We start from the raw sequence: 18458 nt of genomic DNA on the forward strand, positions 1-18458 counted from the left end.
GGGCTAGCTCAACGAGGTCTGCGCGCCGTCGATGACGACGTTGGTTCCGTTGACGTGCGCGGTCGTGGGGCTGAGCAGGATCGCCGCGACGCGGGCCACCTCGTCCGGCTCGGCGACGCGGCCGGCCGGGATCCCGGAGACGATGTGGTCACCGGCGCCCTGCTCGTCGACGCCCTCACGTCGCATCACGCTCGCCCGCAGGCCCTCGTAGCGCGCGGTGGCCGTGGGGCCAGGGCTCAGGCAGTTGATGCCGATGCCGTCCGGTGCCACGTGCTGGGCGGTGCTGGCGACCAGGTTCACCAGGGCCGCGTTCATGGCGCCCGAGGTGGACATCGTGGAGCCGGGCCCGTGGGCGCTGTTGCCGGCCACGACGACGATCCGGCCGGTGCCCTGGGCGCGCATGTCCGGCAGCACGGCCCGGACCGCGCGGACCGAGGCCAGGAACTTGCCGTCGAAGGAGCGCTGCCAGGTCTCGTCGTCGAGCTCGTCGAAGTGGCCCACCGGGGTCGATCCCACGGTCGCCAGCAGGCCGTCGATGCGTCCGCCGTGGGAGCGCGCCGCGTCGACGAGCGCGGTGACGCCCTCGACGGTGGTGAGGTCGCCGGGCACGGTGAGGTGCCCGCCGCCGATGCCGGCCAGCTCCTCGGCGAGGGTGGCCAGCGCCTCCTCGTTGCGGGCGCCGACCACGACGCGGGCACCTTCGCGGGCGAGCTCGAGGGCGGTCGCGCGGCCGATGCCGGCGCTTCCCCCGGTCACCACGACCAGGGAGTCAGCCAGCTGTAGATCCATGACCGGCCTCCCAGGTCTGGATCAGGTCCGCCGTCGAGCAGACCGTGGCGTAGCGGTGTCCGGCAGAGGCGAGCGCGCTCTCGTGCAGCGACATGTCCCAGGACGCGCAGGCGTCCTCGGGGATGACCACGTAGTAGTCGAGGCTGAAGGCCTCGCGGGCGGTCGCCTCGACACACACGTTGGTGGACACGCCACAGCAGATGACGCTCTCGCGTCCCATGCTGCGGAGCACCAGGTCGAGGTTCGTCCCCGCGAAGCCGCTGTAGCGGTACTTCTTCACCACGGTCTCCCCGGGTGCGGGCTGCAGCTCCTCGACGATCTCCTGGCCCCAGGTGCCGTCCATGCAGATGTCGACCACGGAGTACGTCGCCCGGGAGCGCGCGTCGAGCCAGGCGCCGGAGTCACTGGCGTGGTCGGGCAGCGTCGTGTGCTGGACGTGGATCACCGGCACTCCGGCGGCGCGGGCGCCGGCCAGGAGCTGCTGCTGCTGGGGGATGGCCCGGTGCGCGTGCTCGACCTTGCGACCGGCCCGCACAGCGGTCTTGCCCTCCGGGTGCACGAAGTCGTTGACCATGTCGATGATCACGAGCGCGGTGCGGTCCGGGTCGATCTTCTCCGTGAGCGTGGACAGGACCGTCGGCGATGCCACCATCAGTTGTCTCCTGTGAGTTCGGTGGTGGGCAGCTGGACGTACTCGACGAGCACGCCGTCGGGACGGCCCCCGTCGGCGAAGCCGATCAGGGTGCCGCGCGCCCCGGGACGGGGCTCCCGGTCGAGCAGGGTGAGGCCGCGCTCCTCGGCGTCGCGGAGGGCCGCGGCGACGTCCGGCACCTCGTAGGCGAAGTGGTGGATCCCCTCGCCGCGGCGGGAGATGAACTCCGCCACGTCGTCGCTCTCGTCGGTGGCCTCGAGCAGCTCGACCAGGCAGCCGCCGGCGTCGTAGAAGGCCACCTTCACGGTCGGGAACTCCTCGACCCCCTGGTAGGGCAGGCCGAGCTGACGGGAGAAGTGGTCGGCGTGTGCGTCGAGGGACTCGACCGCCCAGCCCACGTGGTGCATGCGCATGCCGGACGAGGCGGCGGGCTCTCCAGTCTCAGCGGGCGACATCGGACTCCTCACGGGGGGTGGTTCGGGCTTGTCCGGGGACGTTACGCAGCCCGTATTTCAATACCGTATACGATATGTTTCGATAACGTATACGATATGTTTTGTGAGGTCAACGGCACCCGGCCAAGTCAGATGAGTGGTCGTGCGAGCCCCGTGAAACGGCGCGAATCACGCTCGTTGCACCCCGTGGCAGCCGTGTCTGCCGCCGCCGCTGCCACCGCTCTGGGAGTGCTGCCGGTCTACCTGCTCAGCGCCCTGGTGGTCCAGGTCCGTGCTGATGTCCCCCTCAGCAAGGTCGCTCTGGGTGTGAGCGTATCCGGCTTCTTCGCCCTCTCCGCGCTCGCCTCACCCTCGGCCGGGCGACTGGTCGAACGGGTCGGATCCGGGCGGGGAATGGCGCTGGGCGCACTCGCCGGTGCGCTCTCCCTGACGGTCGCAGGACTGGCCACCCACTGGGTCGGGATCGCAGCCGGGGTCGCCCTGGGCGGGCTCGCGAACGCGATCGGCCAGGTCGCCTCGAACCTCGCTCTCGCCGAGGCGGTACCTGCCCGGCGCCAGGGGATCGCCTTCGGGATCAAGCAGGCAGCCGTCCCCGGCGCGACCGTCGTGGCCGGTCTCGCCGTACCCCTCGCCGGGCTGACCGTGGGGTGGCGGTGGGCCTTCCTCGCGGGTGCCGTGCTGCCCCTGGCGTTCGGGGTGTGGGCGGCACGGACACCGGGCCTGCGCTCGAGCACCCCCGCTCGCACGCGACGCCAGGGTCCTCGCCGACGCGCGGACATGACGCTGCGCGCCCTCGCCGTGCTCGCGTTCAGCGCCGCGCTCGGCACCTTCGCGGCCAACACCCTGGCGGCGTTCCTCGTCGACGCGACCGCCTCCGACGGGTTCTCGCCGGCGAGCGCCGGCATCCTGCTGGCGGTCGGCAGCCTGTCGAGCGTCTTCGTGCGGGTCGCCGTGGGCTCCCTGGTCGACGCCCGCAGCTTCCCGCTGCTGCCTGCTGTCAGCATGATGCTGGCAGTCGGGGCCGTCGGCCTGGTCGGCCTCTCCGTCACCGCGGACCCGGCGCTCGTGGCCGTGGCCGCGGTCGTGTCGTACCTGGGGATCTGGGGGTGGAACGGCGTGTTCACGCTGGCGATCGTGCGAGCGAACCCGAGCGCGCCCGCCGCGGCGACGGGGGTCACGCAGGCCGGCCTCTACTGCGGTGGCGTCGTGGGTCCGAGCGTGTTCGGCTACCTCGCCGGGACGGCCGGCTACGACGCGGCCTGGCGGGTCACCGCCGTGATCGCGGTCCTCGGTGCGATCGGCATCGGGCTCACTGCGCGGCGTACCGCCACGGGCGCGGTCGCGGCGCCGCCCGGACCGGCGCACCCGGCCGTCGGCGGTGAGTCGTGACCTCTCCTGACGCGGTGCTGCGCGGTCTCGCCGTGAGCTTCTACGCCGCTCCCGACGACTGCAGCCTCGAGCGCTTCTGCGCGATGCTCGCCGAGCGCGGCATCGGGGGCATCGGGCTGACCGCGCGTGCACTCGTGGACCGGACGCCTGCGCAGGTGGGCTCGCTGCTGGCGGCGCACGACCTCGTGGCCACCTCGCTGAACAGCGCCGGCTACTTCCTGCACGCCGACCTCGATCGCGCCCGCGCCCAGCGGGAGCTCGACTCCCGGCTGCTGGAGTGGGCGAGCCAGCTGCAGGTGCCGCTGAACGTGATCCCGGGCGGGGTCGACGACGCGCGCGCGACCGGGCAGGCCGTGACGGTGGGCGAGGCGCGACGAGCCGCCCAGTCCGCCCTCGAGGCGCTGGCCGACCGCGCAGCGAGCCTCGGCGTACGGCTCTCGCTGGAGCCGATCCACCCGCTCGGACTGCCGGACAAGGGGTGCATCAACCAGCTCTCGGCCGCACGGGCGGCGATCGCGGGCCTGCCGGGCGCCGGCCTGACCCTCGACCTGTTCCACTCCTGGTGGGACGCGGACCTGGAGTCCACCGTGGCGGACGCGGTCGAGGACCTGCTGGTCGTCCAGGTGTGCGGGGTGACCGCCGAGCCCGGCACTCCCCCTCGTCGTACCGACCTGGGGCTTGGGTCTGTCGACGTGGGCGGGCTGCTGCACCAGCTCGACGCCGCCGGCTACACCGCCCCGGTGGAGTACGAGGTGATGCAGTTCCAGCAGGCGCAGGAGGTGACCGGGCTGCTCGACCGGGCGGTGCGTGACTGGGTGCGGCTGCGGGCGGAGTCCCGCCAGAGCAGCACCTGAGCCGCCGGGGCCGCGCGGCGGCTCAGTAGTACCAGGGGTACGGCGACCAGTCCGGCTCGCGCTTCTCCAGGAACTGGTCGCGGCCCTCCTGGGCCTCGTCGGTCATGTAGGCCAGCCGCGTGGTCTCGCCGGCGAACAGCTGCTGGCCGACCAGGCCGTCGTCGATCAGGTTGAACGAGTACTTCAGCATCCGCTGGGCCGTCGGGCTCTTGCCGTTGATCTTGGCGCCCCACTCCAGGGCGACCTTCTCCAGCTCGGCGTGCGGGACCACCCGGTTCACCGCGCCCATGCGCTGGGCCTCCTCGGCGGAGTACTCCTCGCCGAGGAAGAAGATCTCGCGGGCGAACTTCTGGCCCACCTGCCGGGCGAGGTACGCCGAGCCGAACCCCCCGTCGAAGCTGCCCACGTCCGCGTCGGTCTGCTTGAACCGGCCGTGCTCCGCGCTGGCCAGGGTCAGGTCGGAGACGACGTGCAGCGAGTGACCGCCGCCGGCGGCCCAGCCGTTGACCAGGCAGATCACCACCTTGGGCATGAACCGGATCAGCCGCTGGCACTCCAGGATGTGCAACCTGCCGAGCTTGGCCTTGTCGACCGTCTCCGCGGTCTCCCCTTCCGCGTACTGGTAGCCGGCACGCCCGCGGATCCGCTGGTCGCCGCCGGTGCAGAAGGCCCACTTGCCGTTCTTCTCGCTCGGCCCGTTGCCGGTGAGCAGGACGCAGCCCACGTCGCTCCACGTGCGCGCGTGCTCGAGGACCCGCAGCAGCTCGTCGACCGTGTGCGGCCTGAACGCGTTCAGCACGTCGGGTCGGTCGAAGGCGATCCGGACGGTGCCGTGGGCGCGGGCGCGGTGGTAGGTGAGGTCGGTCAGGTCCTCGAAACCGGGGACCTCGTCCCAGTCCGCTGGGTCGAAGATCTCGCTGACTCCGTCGATGGCACTCATGGGTCGAACCCTAGTGAGGGTGCGTTCGCCACCACCGCCGTGGTCTTCTAGAGCCATGAGTCTTGAAGGTGAATACGTCCCCAGCCAGTCCGAGTGGGTCCGCAACCAGGTGGAGACCTACGAGGCCACCGACGGCGCCGAGGCCGACACCCTGCCCGGCACCGACTACCCGATCGTGGTGATCACCTCGCGCGGCGCCAAGTCGGGCAACCTGCGCAAGAACCCGGTGATGCGGGTGGAGCGCGACGGCATCTACGTCGCGATCGCCTCCAAGGGCGGCGCCGACGACAACCCGGAGTGGTACTACAACTTCGTGGCCCACCCGGAGGTCGACCTCCAGGACAAGGCCGTGAAGAAGACCTACCGCGCCGAGATCGTCGAGGGCGACGAGCGCGCCGATCTCTGGCAGTACGCCGTGGACACCTGGCCCACCTACGCGGAGTACCAGAAGAAGACCGATCGCGAGATCCCGGTCTTCAAGCTGACCCCGACCGACTGAACCGGCCTCGGTGCGCCCCGAAGGGGTTCACCGAGGACAGGGCGGGCCGGCCGGTCAGCGCGAGATCGAGGAGGCCAGCGCGGCCAGGTGGCACAGGCGGGCGATCTCGGAGTCGAGGATCTCGGGGCCACCGCGGCGCGCCATCACGATCATCTGGTCCGCCTCGATCGAGCAGCCGGCGAGGAGCAGGTCCGAGATGCGCTCGGGCACCTCGATCCTTCGGCCGCGGTCCAGGTCGAGGGGCCAGTGGAGGTCGTCCGGGATCTCCGAGGGTGCCGCCGGGGACCCGTGCAGGATCTTGGCGCCGTCGCCCACCCGCTGCACCCGGACCGCCCAGTCGACCACGAAGGTCGCTGGAAGCAGGTCCACGAGCGTGTCGAAGGCGGCCCCGGGGTCGGAGGTCATCGCCTCGACCACCTCGAGGTCCCGGGTGAGGTTGGAGCCGGCGCCGTAGTGCGAGATCCACAGGACCTGCACGTCCTGGAGCGAGGTGCACGCGGAGACGATGCTGTCGGGCATCACCCCCTGCTCGGCGGCGAGGAAGACGTCGTCGATGGCGCGGCCGTCGTACCGCTCCACGATCTCGATCGCGTCGATGTTGCCGCCCACGGAACCGATCGCCGAGGCGAGGCGCCCCAGCGAGCCCGGGACGTCGGGAAGCTCGACGCGGAGCAGATAGGACATGTGCTGACCATAACCAACCGGTGTTTCTCCCCGATGACGTCGCACCACCGGAAACGAGCCCCCACGCGCGTGCGGCCGGTGTCTAGGGTGAGCAGATGAGCCGCATCCTCGTCACGGGCGCCACCGGCTTCATCGGCCGTCGCCTCGTCCCCGCCCTGATCGCGGAGGGTCACGACGTACGCGCGATGACCCGCCGCCCGGAGGCGTACGACGGACCCGGTGACCCGGTCGCGGGGAATGTCGACGACCGGGACTCGCTGCTGGGGCCGCTGGAGGGCGTGGACGTGGCCTACTACCTCGTCCACTCGCTCGACGACGCGGACTTCGAGCGCAAGGACGCCGAGGCGGCGCGCGCGTTCGCCAGCGCCGCCGCCGAGCAGGGCGTGCGCCAGATCGTCTACATGGGCGGGCTCGGCGCCGACGAGAACCTCTCCGCCCACCTGCGCTCGCGCCGGGAGGTGGAGTCGCTGCTCGCGGAGGCGGGCGTGCCGGTCACCGTGCTGCGGGCCGCGGTCGTGGTCGGCGCCGGCGGGATCTCCTGGGAGCTGACCCGCCAGCTGGTCAAGAACCTCCCGGTGATGGTGGTGCCGCGGTGGGCCAGCACCAAGACCCAGCCGATCGCGGTCGACGACGTGGTCCGCTACCTCGTCGGGGTGTGCGGGCAGGAGGCGGCGTACGGCCAGATCTACGAGATCGGCGGCCCCGACCAGCTCACCTACGTCGAGATGCTGAAGATCGCTGCCCAGGCCGGCGCCGGGCGCGTCTCGAGGATCCTCGAGGTCCCGGTGCTCACGCCGCGACTGTCGTCGTACTGGCTCGCGCTGGTGACGGACGTCGACGTGACCACCGGGCGCAACCTGATCGACTCGATGGGGGTCGAGGTGCTGGTCACCGAGCAGCGGATCCGCGAGATCGTGCCGGGCGAGCCGATCGGGTACAGCGAGGCGGTTCGCCGCGCGCTCGCCGCGGACGGCTGAGCCGTTCGGTCAGGTCGGCTGGCCCAGGAAGATCGCGGGCAGCGCGTAGAGCATCGAGACCGACCACACCAGGTGGGTGATGATCGGCGCCAGGATGCCCCCGGTGGCGCGGCGCTGCAGCCCCACCACGAAGCCGAGCAGGATCGCCGCGAACCCGAGCATGAAGTTGCCGGTGGCGAGCGTGGCCACGGTGTAGGCCACGGTGGTGATCGCGACCTGGTGCTTGCGAATCGCGGCGTACATCGCGCCCCGGAAGAACAGCTCCTCGGCGATGCCGTTGAGCACCGTGACCAGCAGCAGGATCGCCCCGTGCCCCTGCTGGGCGTGCCGCAGGATCGTGCGCACCTGCTCGGTGAGGTCGAACCGGCCGCCCGTCACCTCCATCCACGGGATCTCCCGCACGACCAACGCGCCGAGGACGAACACCACCGCAAGCGCGGCGCCGACCAGGACCGGCTGGACGAACGGCCTCGGGGCGGTGAGGTCGGGAGCCGCGGGCTGGCCGACCCGGCCGAGGTGCAGGGGCCCGGAGGCGAACGCGCCCACGGCCCAGATCAGGGCGAGACCGCCGGTGGCGGGGTAGAACCACGGGCTCCCCGGCTCGATCCGCAGCGAGAACCCCAGCGCGACCGCTCCCACCGCCAGGACCACGACGCTGACCACCTGCCGGCGCCGGAAGTCGCGCTCGGACTGTCGGTGGTCCCGCGGGGTCATGTCCCAGAGCACGTGGCGCATCTGGAGGGCGAGGCGTCGCATCTGCATGAGGCTAGCCCTGCACGGGACCAGCCAAACCTGGGCGTGGCCTGTTTCACACCCCGGCTCATAGGGTGGAGGAATGGCATCGCTGATGTGGTTCCGGCGCGACCTGCGGCTGCGGGACAACCCTGCCCTGCTGGCGGCGGCCACCGCCGGGCCCGTCCTCGGCGTGTTCGTGCTCGATCCCGGGCTGTGGGCGGTGGCCGGCCCCGCTCGCCGTGCCTGGCTGGCGGCCTCGCTGCGCTCGCTGGACGAGACGATGGACGGACGGCTGTGCGTGCGGCTGGGAGCTGCCTCGGCCGTGGTGCCTGAGCTGGTCGGGGAGTCCGGCGCCGAGTCGGTGCACGTCGCGAACGAGTTCACTCCCTACGCCCGGGCCCGTGACCACGCCGTCGTGGCAGCACCGCCCGAGGGCGTCGCCGGGGTGGCCACCGGGACGCCGTACGCCGTGCCGCCGGGAAGCGTGGTCAACGGGTCCGGCAACCCCTACCGGGTGTTCACGCCGTACAGCCGGGCCTGGCGCGCGCACGGCTGGGAGGACCCCGTGGCCGCGCCGGGCGACGTGCACTGGCTCCGGGCCGAGGACGATCCCCGGGTCGCGGAGATGCTGGACGCCGCGCTGCGCGAGGCGCCCGAGCAGATGCCCGTCGCGGGCGAGGACGCCGCCTGGAAGCGGTTCCGGGACTTCCTGGACCAGGACCTCGCGGGGTACGCCGAGCAGCGCGACGACCCGGGGGCCGACCACACCTCCCGGCTCTCGCCGTACCTCAAGCTCGGCGTGGTGCACCCCCGGCAGCTGCTCGCCGAGACCTCCGCCTCACGCAGCCAGGGCGCGCGCACCTTCGAGAGCGAGCTGGCCTGGCGCGACTTCTACGCCGACGTGCTCTTCCGCGAGCCCGCCTCGGCGTGGAACGACCTCAGGCCGGTGCCGGGGCTGACCTACGACGACCCGCAGGACGCCATCGAGGCCTGGAAGCAGGGGACGACCGGCTTCCCGGTCGTGGACGCGGGGATGCGGCAGCTGCTCAGCGAGGGCTGGATGCACAACCGGGTGCGGATGATCACCGCCAGCTTCCTGACCAAGGACCTCCACGTGTGGTGGCCTGTCGGTGCCCGGCACTTCCTGGACCACCTCGTCGACGGCGACCTGGCGTCGAACAACCACGGGTGGCAGTGGGTGGCCGGGACCGGCACCGACGCGGCGCCCTACTTCCGGGTGTTCAACCCGATCACGCAGGGGGTCAAGTTCGACCCGAGCGGCGACTACGTCCGCCGGTGGGTGCCCGAGCTGGCGCACCTGGCGGGGAAGGCGGTGCACACGCCGTGGGACGCAGAGGACGGCTACGAGCGGGGCTACCCGAGGCGGATCATCGACCACGCGGAGGAGCGTCAGGTCGCGCTGGACCGCTACCAGCGTGGCCGAGCGTGAACGTCTCGACGACCTCGTGCCGCGGGCCGCGACGCGGGCCCTCCCGCAGGTGCGAGGCGACCAGGGCGAGTTCCTCGATGCGCCACTGCGGCCCCCGGTAGGTGTCCAGCACGCGGACCCAGTTCGTCGCCTCGACCGGGCGGCCCATCCGGGCGAGCGTCAGGTGCGGCCGGAACCGCTGGCCGTCGACCTCGACCCCGGCCGTGGTGAGGGCGTTCCGGGCCCCGGTGGCCATCCGGTCGAGCTCGGAGCCTGTGTCCTCGCCTTCGGTCTCGGTCTCGATGCCGGCGAAGAGGACCTTGGCCCGGCCCACGTGGGGGAACGCCCCTCCCCCGGCGATCCGGGCCGTGACCGGGTGCCGCTTGGCAGCGGCCGCCGCGAGCCGGGCCACCATCTCGTCGTACGCCCGGTCGGGGACGCCCGCCGCGAACGCCAGCGTCAGGTGCCACTGCTCCGCGGAGGTCCACCGGAACGGCGCCGCCTCCTGCCGCGGCGCGAGGAACTCCTCGAGATCCTCGATCGCCCCCGCGGGAGGCACCACCGCCACGAACATCCGCTGCATCCCCCCATTCCACCCCATCGCCGTGGCGCGCTGACCGGGCGATTGCGTCTCGCGGTAGCGCGCCGAGCGGGCACAACCGTCACGCCGTACGGCGTCGACCGGGCAGTTACGTCCGTACGATCCCCTTCGTGCAGCCGATCATCGTCGAGCAGACATCCCGCGTGCCCGTAGCCGCTGCTGTCGTCTGGGACCGGGTGACCACGCCCGCCGGCATCCGCGACGAGCTGCGGCCACTCCTGTCGATGACGATGCCGCCCCGACTGCGCGGCCGCACCATCAGCGACGCCGGTGAGCTGGTGGGACAGCCCCTCGGCAAGGCCTGGCTGCTGCTGTTCGGCGTGATCCCCGTGGAGTACGACGACATGGTGCTCGTCGCCGTCGAGGACGGGCGCTCGTTCCATGAACGCTCGAACATGCTCGCCCTCTCCCACTGGGAGCACGAGCGGACCGTCGGGCCCCTCGCTGCAGACGAATGTCTCGTCAGCGACCGGCTCACGTTCGTGCCCCGGGTGCTCGCCGAGCGTCCCGTCGTACGTCGCATCGCGCGCCTCTTGGTCAGCACCCTGTTCGCGCACCGGCACCGTCGCCTGCGGGCATGGGCCGACCGCACACAACTGCCCGGTCAGCGCGTTACGGCGTGACGCTATTGCCCGCTCAGCGCGTTACGGCGTGACGGAACTGCCCGGTCAGCGTGGCTAGAGGCCGAGCTCGCGGCCGATGAGCTCCTTCATGATCTCGTTGGAGCCGGCCCAGATCTTCGAGACGCGGGCGTCGCGCCAGGCGCGGCCGACGCGGTACTCGTTCATGTAGCCGTAGCCGCCGTAGAGCTGGACGCAGTGGTCGAGAACGTCGTTCTGGATATCCGCGGCCCACCACTTCACCTTCGCGGCGTCGACCGAGGTGAGCTTGCCCTGGGTGTGCGCGAGCACCGCCTGGTCCACGAAGGCCTGGGTGACCTCGATCTTGGTGACCAGCTCGGCGGCGAGGAACTTGTTGTGCTGGAAGGACCCGATCGGCTGGCCGAAGGCCTTGCGCTCCTTGATGTAGACCAGCGTCTCGTCGAGGATCTGCGCGGCCTGGGCGAGGTTGCCCACGGCGTTGGAGAGCCGCTCCTGCGGCAGCCAGTTCATCATGTGGATGAAGCCGCGATCGAGCTCGCCGATCAGGTTGTTGCCCGGCACCCGGACGTCCTCGAAGAACAGCTCGGCGGTGTCGGACTCGTCCTGGCCGACCTTGTCCAGCTTGCGGCCGCGGCTGAAGCCCTCCATGCCGGTCTCGACCGCGAACAGCGAGATGCCCTTGGCCTTCTTCTCCGGGGAGGTGCGGGCGGCCACGATGACGAGGTCGGCGGAGTAGCCGTTGGTGATGAACGTCTTGGAGCCGTTCAGGATCCAGTCGTCGCCGTCGCGGACCGCGGTGGTCTTCAGCGCGGCGAGGTCGGAGCCGCCGGAGGGCTCGGTCATCGCGATCGCGGTGAGCAGGTCGCCGGTGACGAAGCGGGGCAGCCAGCGCTCGCGCTGCTCCTCGGTGGTCAGCTCGACGAGGTACGGCGCGACGATGTCGGCGTGGATGCCGTGGCAGGAGCCGAGCGCCATCGAGATCCGGGCGAGCTCCTCGGCGAGCACGGCGTTGTAGCGGAAGTCGCCGGCGGCGGAGCCGCCGTACTGCTCGGGGATCTCGAGGCCGAGGAGACCCTGCTCGCCGAAGGCCTGCCACATCTCGCGCGGGAACTGCTTGTTCTCGATGTACTTCTCCCACTGCGGGGTGACCTCGCGGTCGAGGAACCCGCGGACGGAGGAGCGGAAGGCGTCGTGGTCGTCGTCAAAGAGCGTGCGCTTCATGCCGCCCATCCTAGTGACGGACATTACTGCTGAGTACACCCCGCCTGCAGGCGTGGACTGCCGCGCGCGGGGTATGGATATCCCCGTAGTTTGATCGTTCCAACAACTCACCATCACAAGGAGAACAGCCGTGGAGATCTGGCCCGGCAAGGCTTACCCGCTCGGCGCCACGTTCGACGGCAGCGGGACCAACTTCGCCCTGTTCAGCGAGGTCGCCGAGCGCGTCGAGCTGTGCCTGTTCGAGGTGGGTCCCCGCGGGGGGATGCAGGAGACCCGGGTCGAGCTCACCGAGATCGACGCCTACGTGTGGCACTGCTACCTGCCCAGCGTCCAGCCCGGGCAGCGCTACGGCTACCGGGTGCACGGACCCTGGGACCCCTCCAGAGGCCTGCGGTGCAACCCCAACAAGCTGCTGCTGGACCCCTACGCCAAGGCGACCGCCGGGGAGATCGACTGGGACCAGTCCCTGTTCGGCTACGAGTTCGGCGACCCGGACTCCCGCAACGACGCCGACTCCGCGGCCCACATGACCCACGGTGTGGTGATCAACCCGTTCTTCGACTGGGAGGGCGACCGCACGCTGGACATCCCCTACAACGAGACGATCATCTACGAGGCCCACGTCAAGGGCCTGACCCAGCTGCACCCCGACGTGCCCGAGGAGCTGCGCGGGACGTACGCCGGACTGGCCCATCCCGCGGTCACCGAGCACCTGACCAAGCTCGGGGTGACCGCGATCGAGCTGATGCCGGTGCACCAGTTCGTCCAGGACAACACCCTGCTCGAGAAGGGCCTGCGCAACTACTGGGGCTACAACACCCTGGCGTTCCTGGCCCCGCACGCGGCGTACGCCAGCAGCGCGAGCGAGCCCAACCAGCTCGGCCTGCAGGTCCAGGAGTTCAAGTCGATGGTCAAGGCGATGCACGCCGCCGGCATCGAGGTCATCCTCGACGTGGTCTACAACCACACGGCCGAGGGCAACCACCTCGGTCCGACGCTGAGCTTCAAGGGGATCGACAACCAGGCCTACTACCGCCTCGTCGAGGACGACCCGCAGTACTACATGGACTACACGGGCACCGGGAACTCCCTCAACGTCCGGCACCCGCACTCCCTGCAGCTGATCATGGACTCGCTGCGCTACTGGGTCACCGAGATGCACGTCGACGGGTTCCGCTTCGACCTCGCCTCCACGCTGGCGCGCGAGTTCTACGAGGTGGACCGGCTGGCGACGTTCTTCGAGCTCGTCCAGCAGGACCCGGTCGTGAGCCAGGTCAAGCTGATCGCGGAGCCGTGGGACGTCGGCCCGGGCGGCTACCAGGTCGGCAACTTCCCGCCGCAGTGGACCGAGTGGAACGGCGACTACCGCGACGTGGTCCGCGACTTCTGGCGCGGCGAGCCCTCGCTGGGCGCCTTCGCCTCGCGACTGGCCGGGTCCTCGGACTTCTACGAGAACTCCGGGCGGCGCCCGTTCGCCAGCATCAACTTCGTCACCGCCCACGACGGCTTCACACTGCGCGACCTCGTCTCCTACAACGAGAAGCACAACGAGGCCAACGGCGAGGACAACAACGACGGCGAGAGCCACAACCGGTCCTGGAACCACGGCGCGGAGGGACCCACCGACGACCCCGAGATCCAGGCGCTGCGTGCGCGCGAGCAGCGGAACCTGCTCGCCACGCTGCTGCTCAGCCAGGGCGTGCCGATGCTGCTGCACGGCGACGAGATGGGCCGCACCCAGAACGGCAACAACAACACCTACGCCCAGGACTCCGAGATCTCCTGGGTGCACTGGGACCAGGCCGACCGGCCGCTGACCGAGTTCACGGCCGCCCTGATGGGGCTGCGCAAGGAGCACCCCACCTTCCGGCGCAAGCAGTTCTTCACCGGTACGGCGGTGCGCAGCGGCGAACGCCTCGACGACATCGTCTGGCTGCACCCCGAGGGCCGCGCGATGGAGAACGGCGACTGGGACGGCCCCTACGACGACGGTGGCGGCCGGACGCTGGGGATGTACCTCAACGGCCACGGCATCGCCGGGCGCGACGCCCGCGGCAACCGGATCGTCGACGACCACTTCCTGCTGTACTTCAACGTCGGTGACCAGATCGAGGTGACCCTTCCGCCGCAGGAGTACTCCGCCGGCTGGGACGTGATCATCGACACCGGTGGCGTGGCCGACGACGATCGGTCCTACGCCCCCGGCGAGCGACTGGTGCTGCAGCACCGGTCGACGGTCGTGCTCCGCGAGCACCGCGAGCCCGAACAGGAGATCGACCACTCGGTCGCGGCCTCGCTCGCCGGCTACAACGGAGGATCGCAGTGAGTCACCCAGTACCCCCGCCGCAGGACAGCCCTGGTCCACCCGGCCCGTCACCGAAGCGGAAGCGGGTCCCCGCCAGCACCTACCGCCTGCAGATCAGCGCCGACTTCGACCTCTTCGAGGCGACCCGGCGACTGGCCTACCTGCGTGACCTCGGCGCGGACTGGGTCTACCTCTCGCCGCTGCTCTCCGCGGAGCCCGGCAGCAACCACGGGTACGACGTGGTCGGCTTCGAGGGGATCGACGAGTCCCGCGGGGGTGCGGCCGGGTTGGCCGCGCTCTCCGCCGAGGCCCGCCGCCTCGGCCTCGGGGTGCTCGTCGACATCGTCCCCAACCACGTCGGGGTGGCGACCCCGGCCGAGAACGCCTGGTGGTGGGACGTGCTGCGGCTGGGCCGCGAGTCCCCGCACGCGGACGCGTTCGACATCGACTGGGACTTCGGCGGCGGGCGACTGCGCGTGCCGGTGGTCGGCGACGACGACCTCGGCCCCGACGGGCGCATCGAGAACCTGACCGTGGACACCTCGGGCGCGGAGCCCGAGCTGCGCTACCACGACAACCGCTATCCCCTGGCTCCCGGCTCTGCCGATGACTGGGCCGACGACGGGGCCGACGACGGGGCCGACGACGGGGCGGACGCCAACACGGTCCACGACCGGCAGCACTACGAGCTGGTGGGCTGGCGCCGTGCGGACGCCGAGCTGAACTACCGCCGCTTCTTCGCGGTGAACACCCTGGCCGGCGTACGCGTCGAGGACCGTGCCGTCTTCGACGCCACCCACGCCGAGATCCGCCGCTGGTTCACCGAGGGCCTCGTCGACGGCCTCCGGGTGGATCACCCCGATGGGCTGCGCGACCCCAAGGCCTACCTCGACGACCTCGCCGAGCTCACCGGCGGCGCCTACGTGCTGGTGGAGAAGATCCTGGAGCCCGGCGAGGAGCTGCCCACCTCGTGGGCGACCGACGGCACCACCGGGTACGACGTGCTCGCCCTGCTCGACCGGGTGCTCACCGACCCCTCCGGCGAGAAGCCGCTGGACGCCCTGGAGACCCGGCTGCGCGGCGCCCCCCTGGACTGGCAGGCGATGGTGCACGACCGCAAGCGCGAGGTCGCCGACGGCATCCTGCGCTCCGAGACCCGCCGCATCGTCCGCGAGCTGCCGGCGCTGACCGCCGACGTGTCCTCGCTCGAGGACGCCGTGGCCGAGCTGCTGGCGTGCTTCGGGGTCTACCGCTCCTACCTTCCCGAGGGACGCGAGCACCTCGAGGAGGCGCTGAGCGCGGCGCGGCGTACCAGGCCCGACCTGGCCGCCACCCTCGACGAGCTCGCCCCGGTCCTCGGCGACCCGGAGGCACCCGCGGCGCGCCGGTTCCAGCAGACCAGCGGGATGGTGATGGCCAAGGGCGTCGAGGACTGCGCGTTCTACCGCAGCTCGCGGCTGACCTCGCTCAACGAGGTCGGCGCCGACCCCAGCGTCTTCTCGGTGACCCCCGAACAGTTCCACGACGCGATGGCGACCCGGCAGCGCGAGTGGCCGCACGCGATGACCACGCTGTCCACCCACGACACCAAGCGCGGCGAGGACGTCCGCGCGCGGATCACCGCCCTCGCCGAGCTCCCCGACGCGTGGGCCGACGCACTCGACGCCCTCCTCGCCCTGGTCCCGCTGCCCGACGCCGGCTTCGCCGCACTCCTGTGGCAGGCCGTGCTCGGCGCCTGGCCCGCCTCCGTGGACGGCGAGCTCCCTGCGGACCTGCGCGAGCGGCTGCACGGGTACGCCGAGAAGGCGATGCGCGAGGCCGGCGACAACACCACGTGGACCGAGCCCGACGCGGCGTACGAGGAAGCCGTGCACGCCGCGGTGGACGCGGTCCTCGACGACACCCGGACCAACGCCGTGCTCACCCAGCTGGCGGACCGGGTCGCGGCCGCGGGGTGGAGCAACGCGCTCGCCGCCAAGCTGGTGGCGATCACCGCCCCGGGGGTGTGCGACGTCTACCAGGGCAGCGAGCTGTGGGAGCAGAGCCTGGTCGACCCGGACAACCGGCGGCCGGTGGACTTCGACCAGCGCGCCGACCTGCTCGGTGGCCTCGAGGCGGGCGAGCTGGCCGTGAGCCGGCCGATGACCGTCGACGACGAAGGGCTGGCCAAGCTGCTGGTCACCCACGAGGCGCTGCAGCTGCGCCGCGACCAGCCGGAGCTGTTCACCGGCTACCGCCCACTCGTGGCGAGTGGCTCCGCGTCCGAGCACGTGCTGGCCTTCGACCGCGGCGGAGCGGTCACCGTGGTCACCCGGCTGCCGGTCGGGCTGGCCGAGCTCGGTGGCTGGGGCGACACCACGATCCCGCTGCCCGCGGGCGACTGGACCAACCTGCTCGGCGCCGACCTGGCGCCGGTCGCCGGCGAGGTACGTGTGGCCGACCTGCTGGCCGAGCTGCCGGTGGCCCTGCTGGTGAAGGAGGACTGATGCGCGGACGCTTCGACGTGTGGGCCCCCCGGCCCCAGCGACTCCGGCTCAGCGTCGGCGACGACGTGGTGGAGATGACCCGCGGCGACGACGACTGGTGGACCCCGGCCGGGCCGGCGCCGTCGGGCCCCGGATTGACAGAGGTGGACTACGGCTACCTGGTCGACGACAACGAGACGCCGCTGCCCGACCCCCGCGCACGGCGCCAGCCCAACGGGGTGCACGACCGGTCGCGGACCTTCGACGCCGGTGCCCACGAATGGGCCGACACCGCGTGGACCGGGCGCCAGCTGGCCGGCTCGGTGATCTACGAGCTGCACCTGGGCACGTTCACGCCCGAGGGCACCCTCGACGCGGCGATCGAGCGGCTGGACCACCTGGTCGCGCTCGGCGTCGACCTGGTCGAGCTGCTCCCGGTGAACGCGTTCAACGGCACCCACAACTGGGGCTATGACGGAGTGCTGTGGTCCGCGGTCGACGAGAGCTACGGAGGGCCGGCGGCGTACCAGCGCTTCGTCGACGCCGCCCACGCCGCCGGCCTCGGCGTGGTCCAGGACGTGGTGCACAACCACCTCGGCCCGTCGGGCAACTACCTGCCGATGTTCGGGCCCTACCTGAAGACCGAGGGCGCGAACACCTGGGGATCGCTGGTCAACCTCGACGGTGAGGGGTCCGCGGAGGTACGCCGCTACATCCTCGACAGCATCGCGATGTGGTTCACCGACTTCCACGTCGACGGCCTGCGCCTCGACGCGGTGCACGCGCTCTCCGACGACTCCGAGGTGCACCTGCTCGAGGAGATGGCGGTCGAGGTGGCCGCACTTTCCGCGCATTTGCGCCGACCGTTGACGCTGATCGCGGAGTCCGACCTCAACGACGCCCGAATGGTGACCCCCCGTGAGGCGGGCGGCACCGGCATCGACGCGCAGTGGAGCGACGACTTCCACCACGCGGTGCACGTCGCGCTCACCGGCGAGACGAGCGGCTACTACGCCGACTTCGAGCCACTGGGCGCGCTCGCGAAGGTGTGCGAGCGCGGGTTCTTCCACGACGGCACCTTCTCCAGCTTCCGCGGCCGCGACCACGGCGCGCCGATCGACACCGCGACGATGCCGACCTGGCGGCTCGTGGTGGCCAACCAGAACCACGACCAGATCGGCAACCGCGCCGTCGGCGACCGGCTCTCTGAACACCTCGACGACGACCAGCTGGTCTGCGCCGCGATGCTCACCCTGGCCGGTCCGTTCACCCCGATGCTGTTCCAGGGCGAGGAGTGGGCGGCCTCCACACCGTTCCAGTTCTTCACCTCCCACCCCGAGCCGGAGCTGGGCAAGGCCACGGCGGAGGGCCGGATCAGGGAGTTCGCGGCGATGGGCTGGGACCCGGCCGTCGTACCCGATCCCCAGGACCCGGAGACCTTCCACCGCTCCAAGCTCGACTGGGACGAGCTCGCGACCGGGCGGCACGCCACCGTGCTCGCCGCCTACCAGCGGCTGGCCGAGCTGCGCCGCTCCCTCCCGGCGCTCACCGACCCCGCCTTCGGGTCGGTGTCCTGCACCGCCGACGAGGACGCCCGGGTGTTCACGATGCAGCGCGGCACCGGCGAGACCCGGGTCCTGATGGCGGTGAACTTCGGCGACCAGCCGGCCGAGCTCGCCGTCGGCCCCGACCTGGACCTGGTGTTCCGCACCCCGAGCGCCCCCACCCTCACCGACGGCAAGCTGCACCTGCCGCCGCACGCCGGGGCCCTGCTGGGCTGAGGGTCCGGTGGTCCGGTTTCCCAGGTGATGAACCCGAACTGCCTCTTCACACACCTCACGCCCTGTGTGAAGAGGCAGTT

At 71.3% G+C, this 18458-nt stretch carries 17 protein-coding genes; 9 read left to right on the forward strand and 8 right to left on the reverse strand.

Features of this window, described 5'->3' with window-relative positions:
• Positions 1–3: 3 nt before the first annotated feature.
• Genes AC4BGC_RS16755 through AC4BGC_RS16765 form a run of 3 tightly spaced genes read right to left on the reverse strand, consistent with a single transcriptional unit; the run spans position 4 to position 1896 of the window.
• Positions 4–789: an SDR family oxidoreductase gene (locus AC4BGC_RS16755; protein ID WP_490556747.1), complete on the reverse strand. Its 786-nt coding sequence runs from the start codon at positions 787–789 to the stop codon at positions 4–6.
• On the reverse strand, positions 770–1441 hold the full coding sequence (locus AC4BGC_RS16760) for a cysteine hydrolase family protein (RefSeq protein ID WP_490547303.1): 672 nt from the start codon (positions 1439–1441) through the stop codon (positions 770–772). The genes AC4BGC_RS16755 and AC4BGC_RS16760 overlap by 20 nt, the downstream gene beginning before the upstream one ends.
• The gene (locus AC4BGC_RS16765; protein WP_490556749.1) at positions 1441–1896 is read right to left on the reverse strand and encodes a VOC family protein; all 456 of its coding nucleotides are present in this window, start codon (positions 1894–1896) and stop codon (positions 1441–1443) included. Before AC4BGC_RS16765 ends, AC4BGC_RS16760 begins: the two co-directional genes overlap by 1 nt.
• Before the next feature lie 186 nt (positions 1897–2082).
• Here AC4BGC_RS16765 and AC4BGC_RS16770 point away from each other — a divergent pair, with 186 nt between their 5' ends.
• A complete protein-coding gene (locus AC4BGC_RS16770) occupies positions 2083–3285 on the forward strand; it encodes an MFS transporter (protein ID WP_490556751.1) in 1203 nt (400 codons plus the stop codon).
• On the forward strand, positions 3282–4139 hold the full coding sequence (locus tag AC4BGC_RS16775) for a sugar phosphate isomerase/epimerase family protein (protein WP_490556752.1): 858 nt from the start codon (positions 3282–3284) through the stop codon (positions 4137–4139). The genes AC4BGC_RS16770 and AC4BGC_RS16775 overlap by 4 nt, the downstream gene beginning before the upstream one ends.
• 22 nt (positions 4140–4161) lie before the next feature.
• Here AC4BGC_RS16775 and AC4BGC_RS16780 read toward each other — a convergent pair whose 3' ends face one another.
• A complete protein-coding gene (locus AC4BGC_RS16780) occupies positions 4162–5079 on the reverse strand; it encodes a 1,4-dihydroxy-2-naphthoyl-CoA synthase (protein WP_490547299.1) in 918 nt (305 codons plus the stop codon).
• 55 nt (positions 5080–5134) lie between these two features.
• Here AC4BGC_RS16780 and AC4BGC_RS16785 point away from each other — a divergent pair, with 55 nt between their 5' ends.
• Positions 5135–5578, forward strand: coding sequence for a nitroreductase family deazaflavin-dependent oxidoreductase (locus AC4BGC_RS16785; RefSeq protein WP_490556753.1), 444 nt, complete (start codon positions 5135–5137; stop codon positions 5576–5578).
• 54 nt (positions 5579–5632) lie between these two features.
• Here AC4BGC_RS16785 and AC4BGC_RS16790 read toward each other — a convergent pair whose 3' ends face one another.
• A complete protein-coding gene (locus AC4BGC_RS16790) occupies positions 5633–6262 on the reverse strand; it encodes an ACT domain-containing protein (protein ID WP_490547297.1) in 630 nt (209 codons plus the stop codon).
• Between the two features lie 95 nt (positions 6263–6357).
• Here AC4BGC_RS16790 and AC4BGC_RS16795 point away from each other — a divergent pair, with 95 nt between their 5' ends.
• On the forward strand, positions 6358–7239 hold the full coding sequence (locus tag AC4BGC_RS16795) for an NAD(P)H-binding protein (RefSeq protein WP_490556754.1): 882 nt from the start codon (positions 6358–6360) through the stop codon (positions 7237–7239).
• Positions 7240–7248: 9 nt separating this feature from the next.
• Here AC4BGC_RS16795 and AC4BGC_RS16800 read toward each other — a convergent pair whose 3' ends face one another.
• Positions 7249–7995, reverse strand: coding sequence for a CPBP family intramembrane glutamic endopeptidase (locus AC4BGC_RS16800; protein WP_490556755.1), 747 nt, complete (start codon positions 7993–7995; stop codon positions 7249–7251).
• Positions 7996–8074: 79 nt separating this feature from the next.
• On the opposite strand from AC4BGC_RS16800, the gene AC4BGC_RS16805 reads away from it, so the two are divergent.
• Entirely contained in the window at positions 8075–9424 is a 1350-nt protein-coding gene (locus tag AC4BGC_RS16805; protein WP_490556756.1) for a cryptochrome/photolyase family protein, read from the forward strand.
• Here the strand turns inward: AC4BGC_RS16805 and thpR are convergent.
• Positions 9363–9986, reverse strand: coding sequence for an RNA 2',3'-cyclic phosphodiesterase (gene thpR, locus AC4BGC_RS16810; RefSeq protein WP_490556758.1), 624 nt, complete (start codon positions 9984–9986; stop codon positions 9363–9365). The two genes, AC4BGC_RS16805 and thpR, sit on opposite strands and share 62 nt — an antisense overlap.
• A gap of 128 nt (positions 9987–10114) precedes the next feature.
• Between thpR and AC4BGC_RS16815 the strand changes: the two genes are divergently transcribed.
• A complete protein-coding gene (locus AC4BGC_RS16815; RefSeq protein WP_490556759.1) occupies positions 10115–10627 on the forward strand; it encodes a hypothetical protein in 513 nt (170 codons plus the stop codon).
• Positions 10628–10681: 54 nt separating this feature from the next.
• Here AC4BGC_RS16815 and AC4BGC_RS16820 read toward each other — a convergent pair whose 3' ends face one another.
• The gene (locus AC4BGC_RS16820; RefSeq protein ID WP_490556760.1) at positions 10682–11827 is read right to left on the reverse strand and encodes an acyl-CoA dehydrogenase family protein; all 1146 of its coding nucleotides are present in this window, start codon (positions 11825–11827) and stop codon (positions 10682–10684) included.
• Between the two features lie 130 nt (positions 11828–11957).
• On the opposite strand from AC4BGC_RS16820, the gene glgX reads away from it, so the two are divergent.
• From glgX to treZ, 3 genes are read left to right on the forward strand one after another with little or no spacing between them, the layout of a single operon-like run.
• Positions 11958–14153 carry a glycogen debranching protein GlgX gene (gene glgX, locus AC4BGC_RS16825; protein ID WP_490556762.1) on the forward strand — a complete coding sequence of 732 codons (2196 nt, stop codon included), beginning with the start codon at positions 11958–11960 and terminating at the stop codon, positions 14151–14153.
• The gene (gene treY / locus AC4BGC_RS16830; RefSeq protein ID WP_490556764.1) at positions 14150–16618 is read left to right on the forward strand and encodes a malto-oligosyltrehalose synthase; all 2469 of its coding nucleotides are present in this window, start codon (positions 14150–14152) and stop codon (positions 16616–16618) included. The genes glgX and treY overlap by 4 nt, the downstream gene beginning before the upstream one ends.
• Positions 16618–18378, forward strand: coding sequence for a malto-oligosyltrehalose trehalohydrolase (gene treZ / locus AC4BGC_RS16835; RefSeq protein ID WP_490556765.1), 1761 nt, complete (start codon positions 16618–16620; stop codon positions 18376–18378). The genes treY and treZ overlap by 1 nt, the downstream gene beginning before the upstream one ends.
• Positions 18379–18458 lie beyond the last annotated feature (80 nt).

This window comes from Nocardioides sp. Z38_18, from assembly GCF_058215695.1.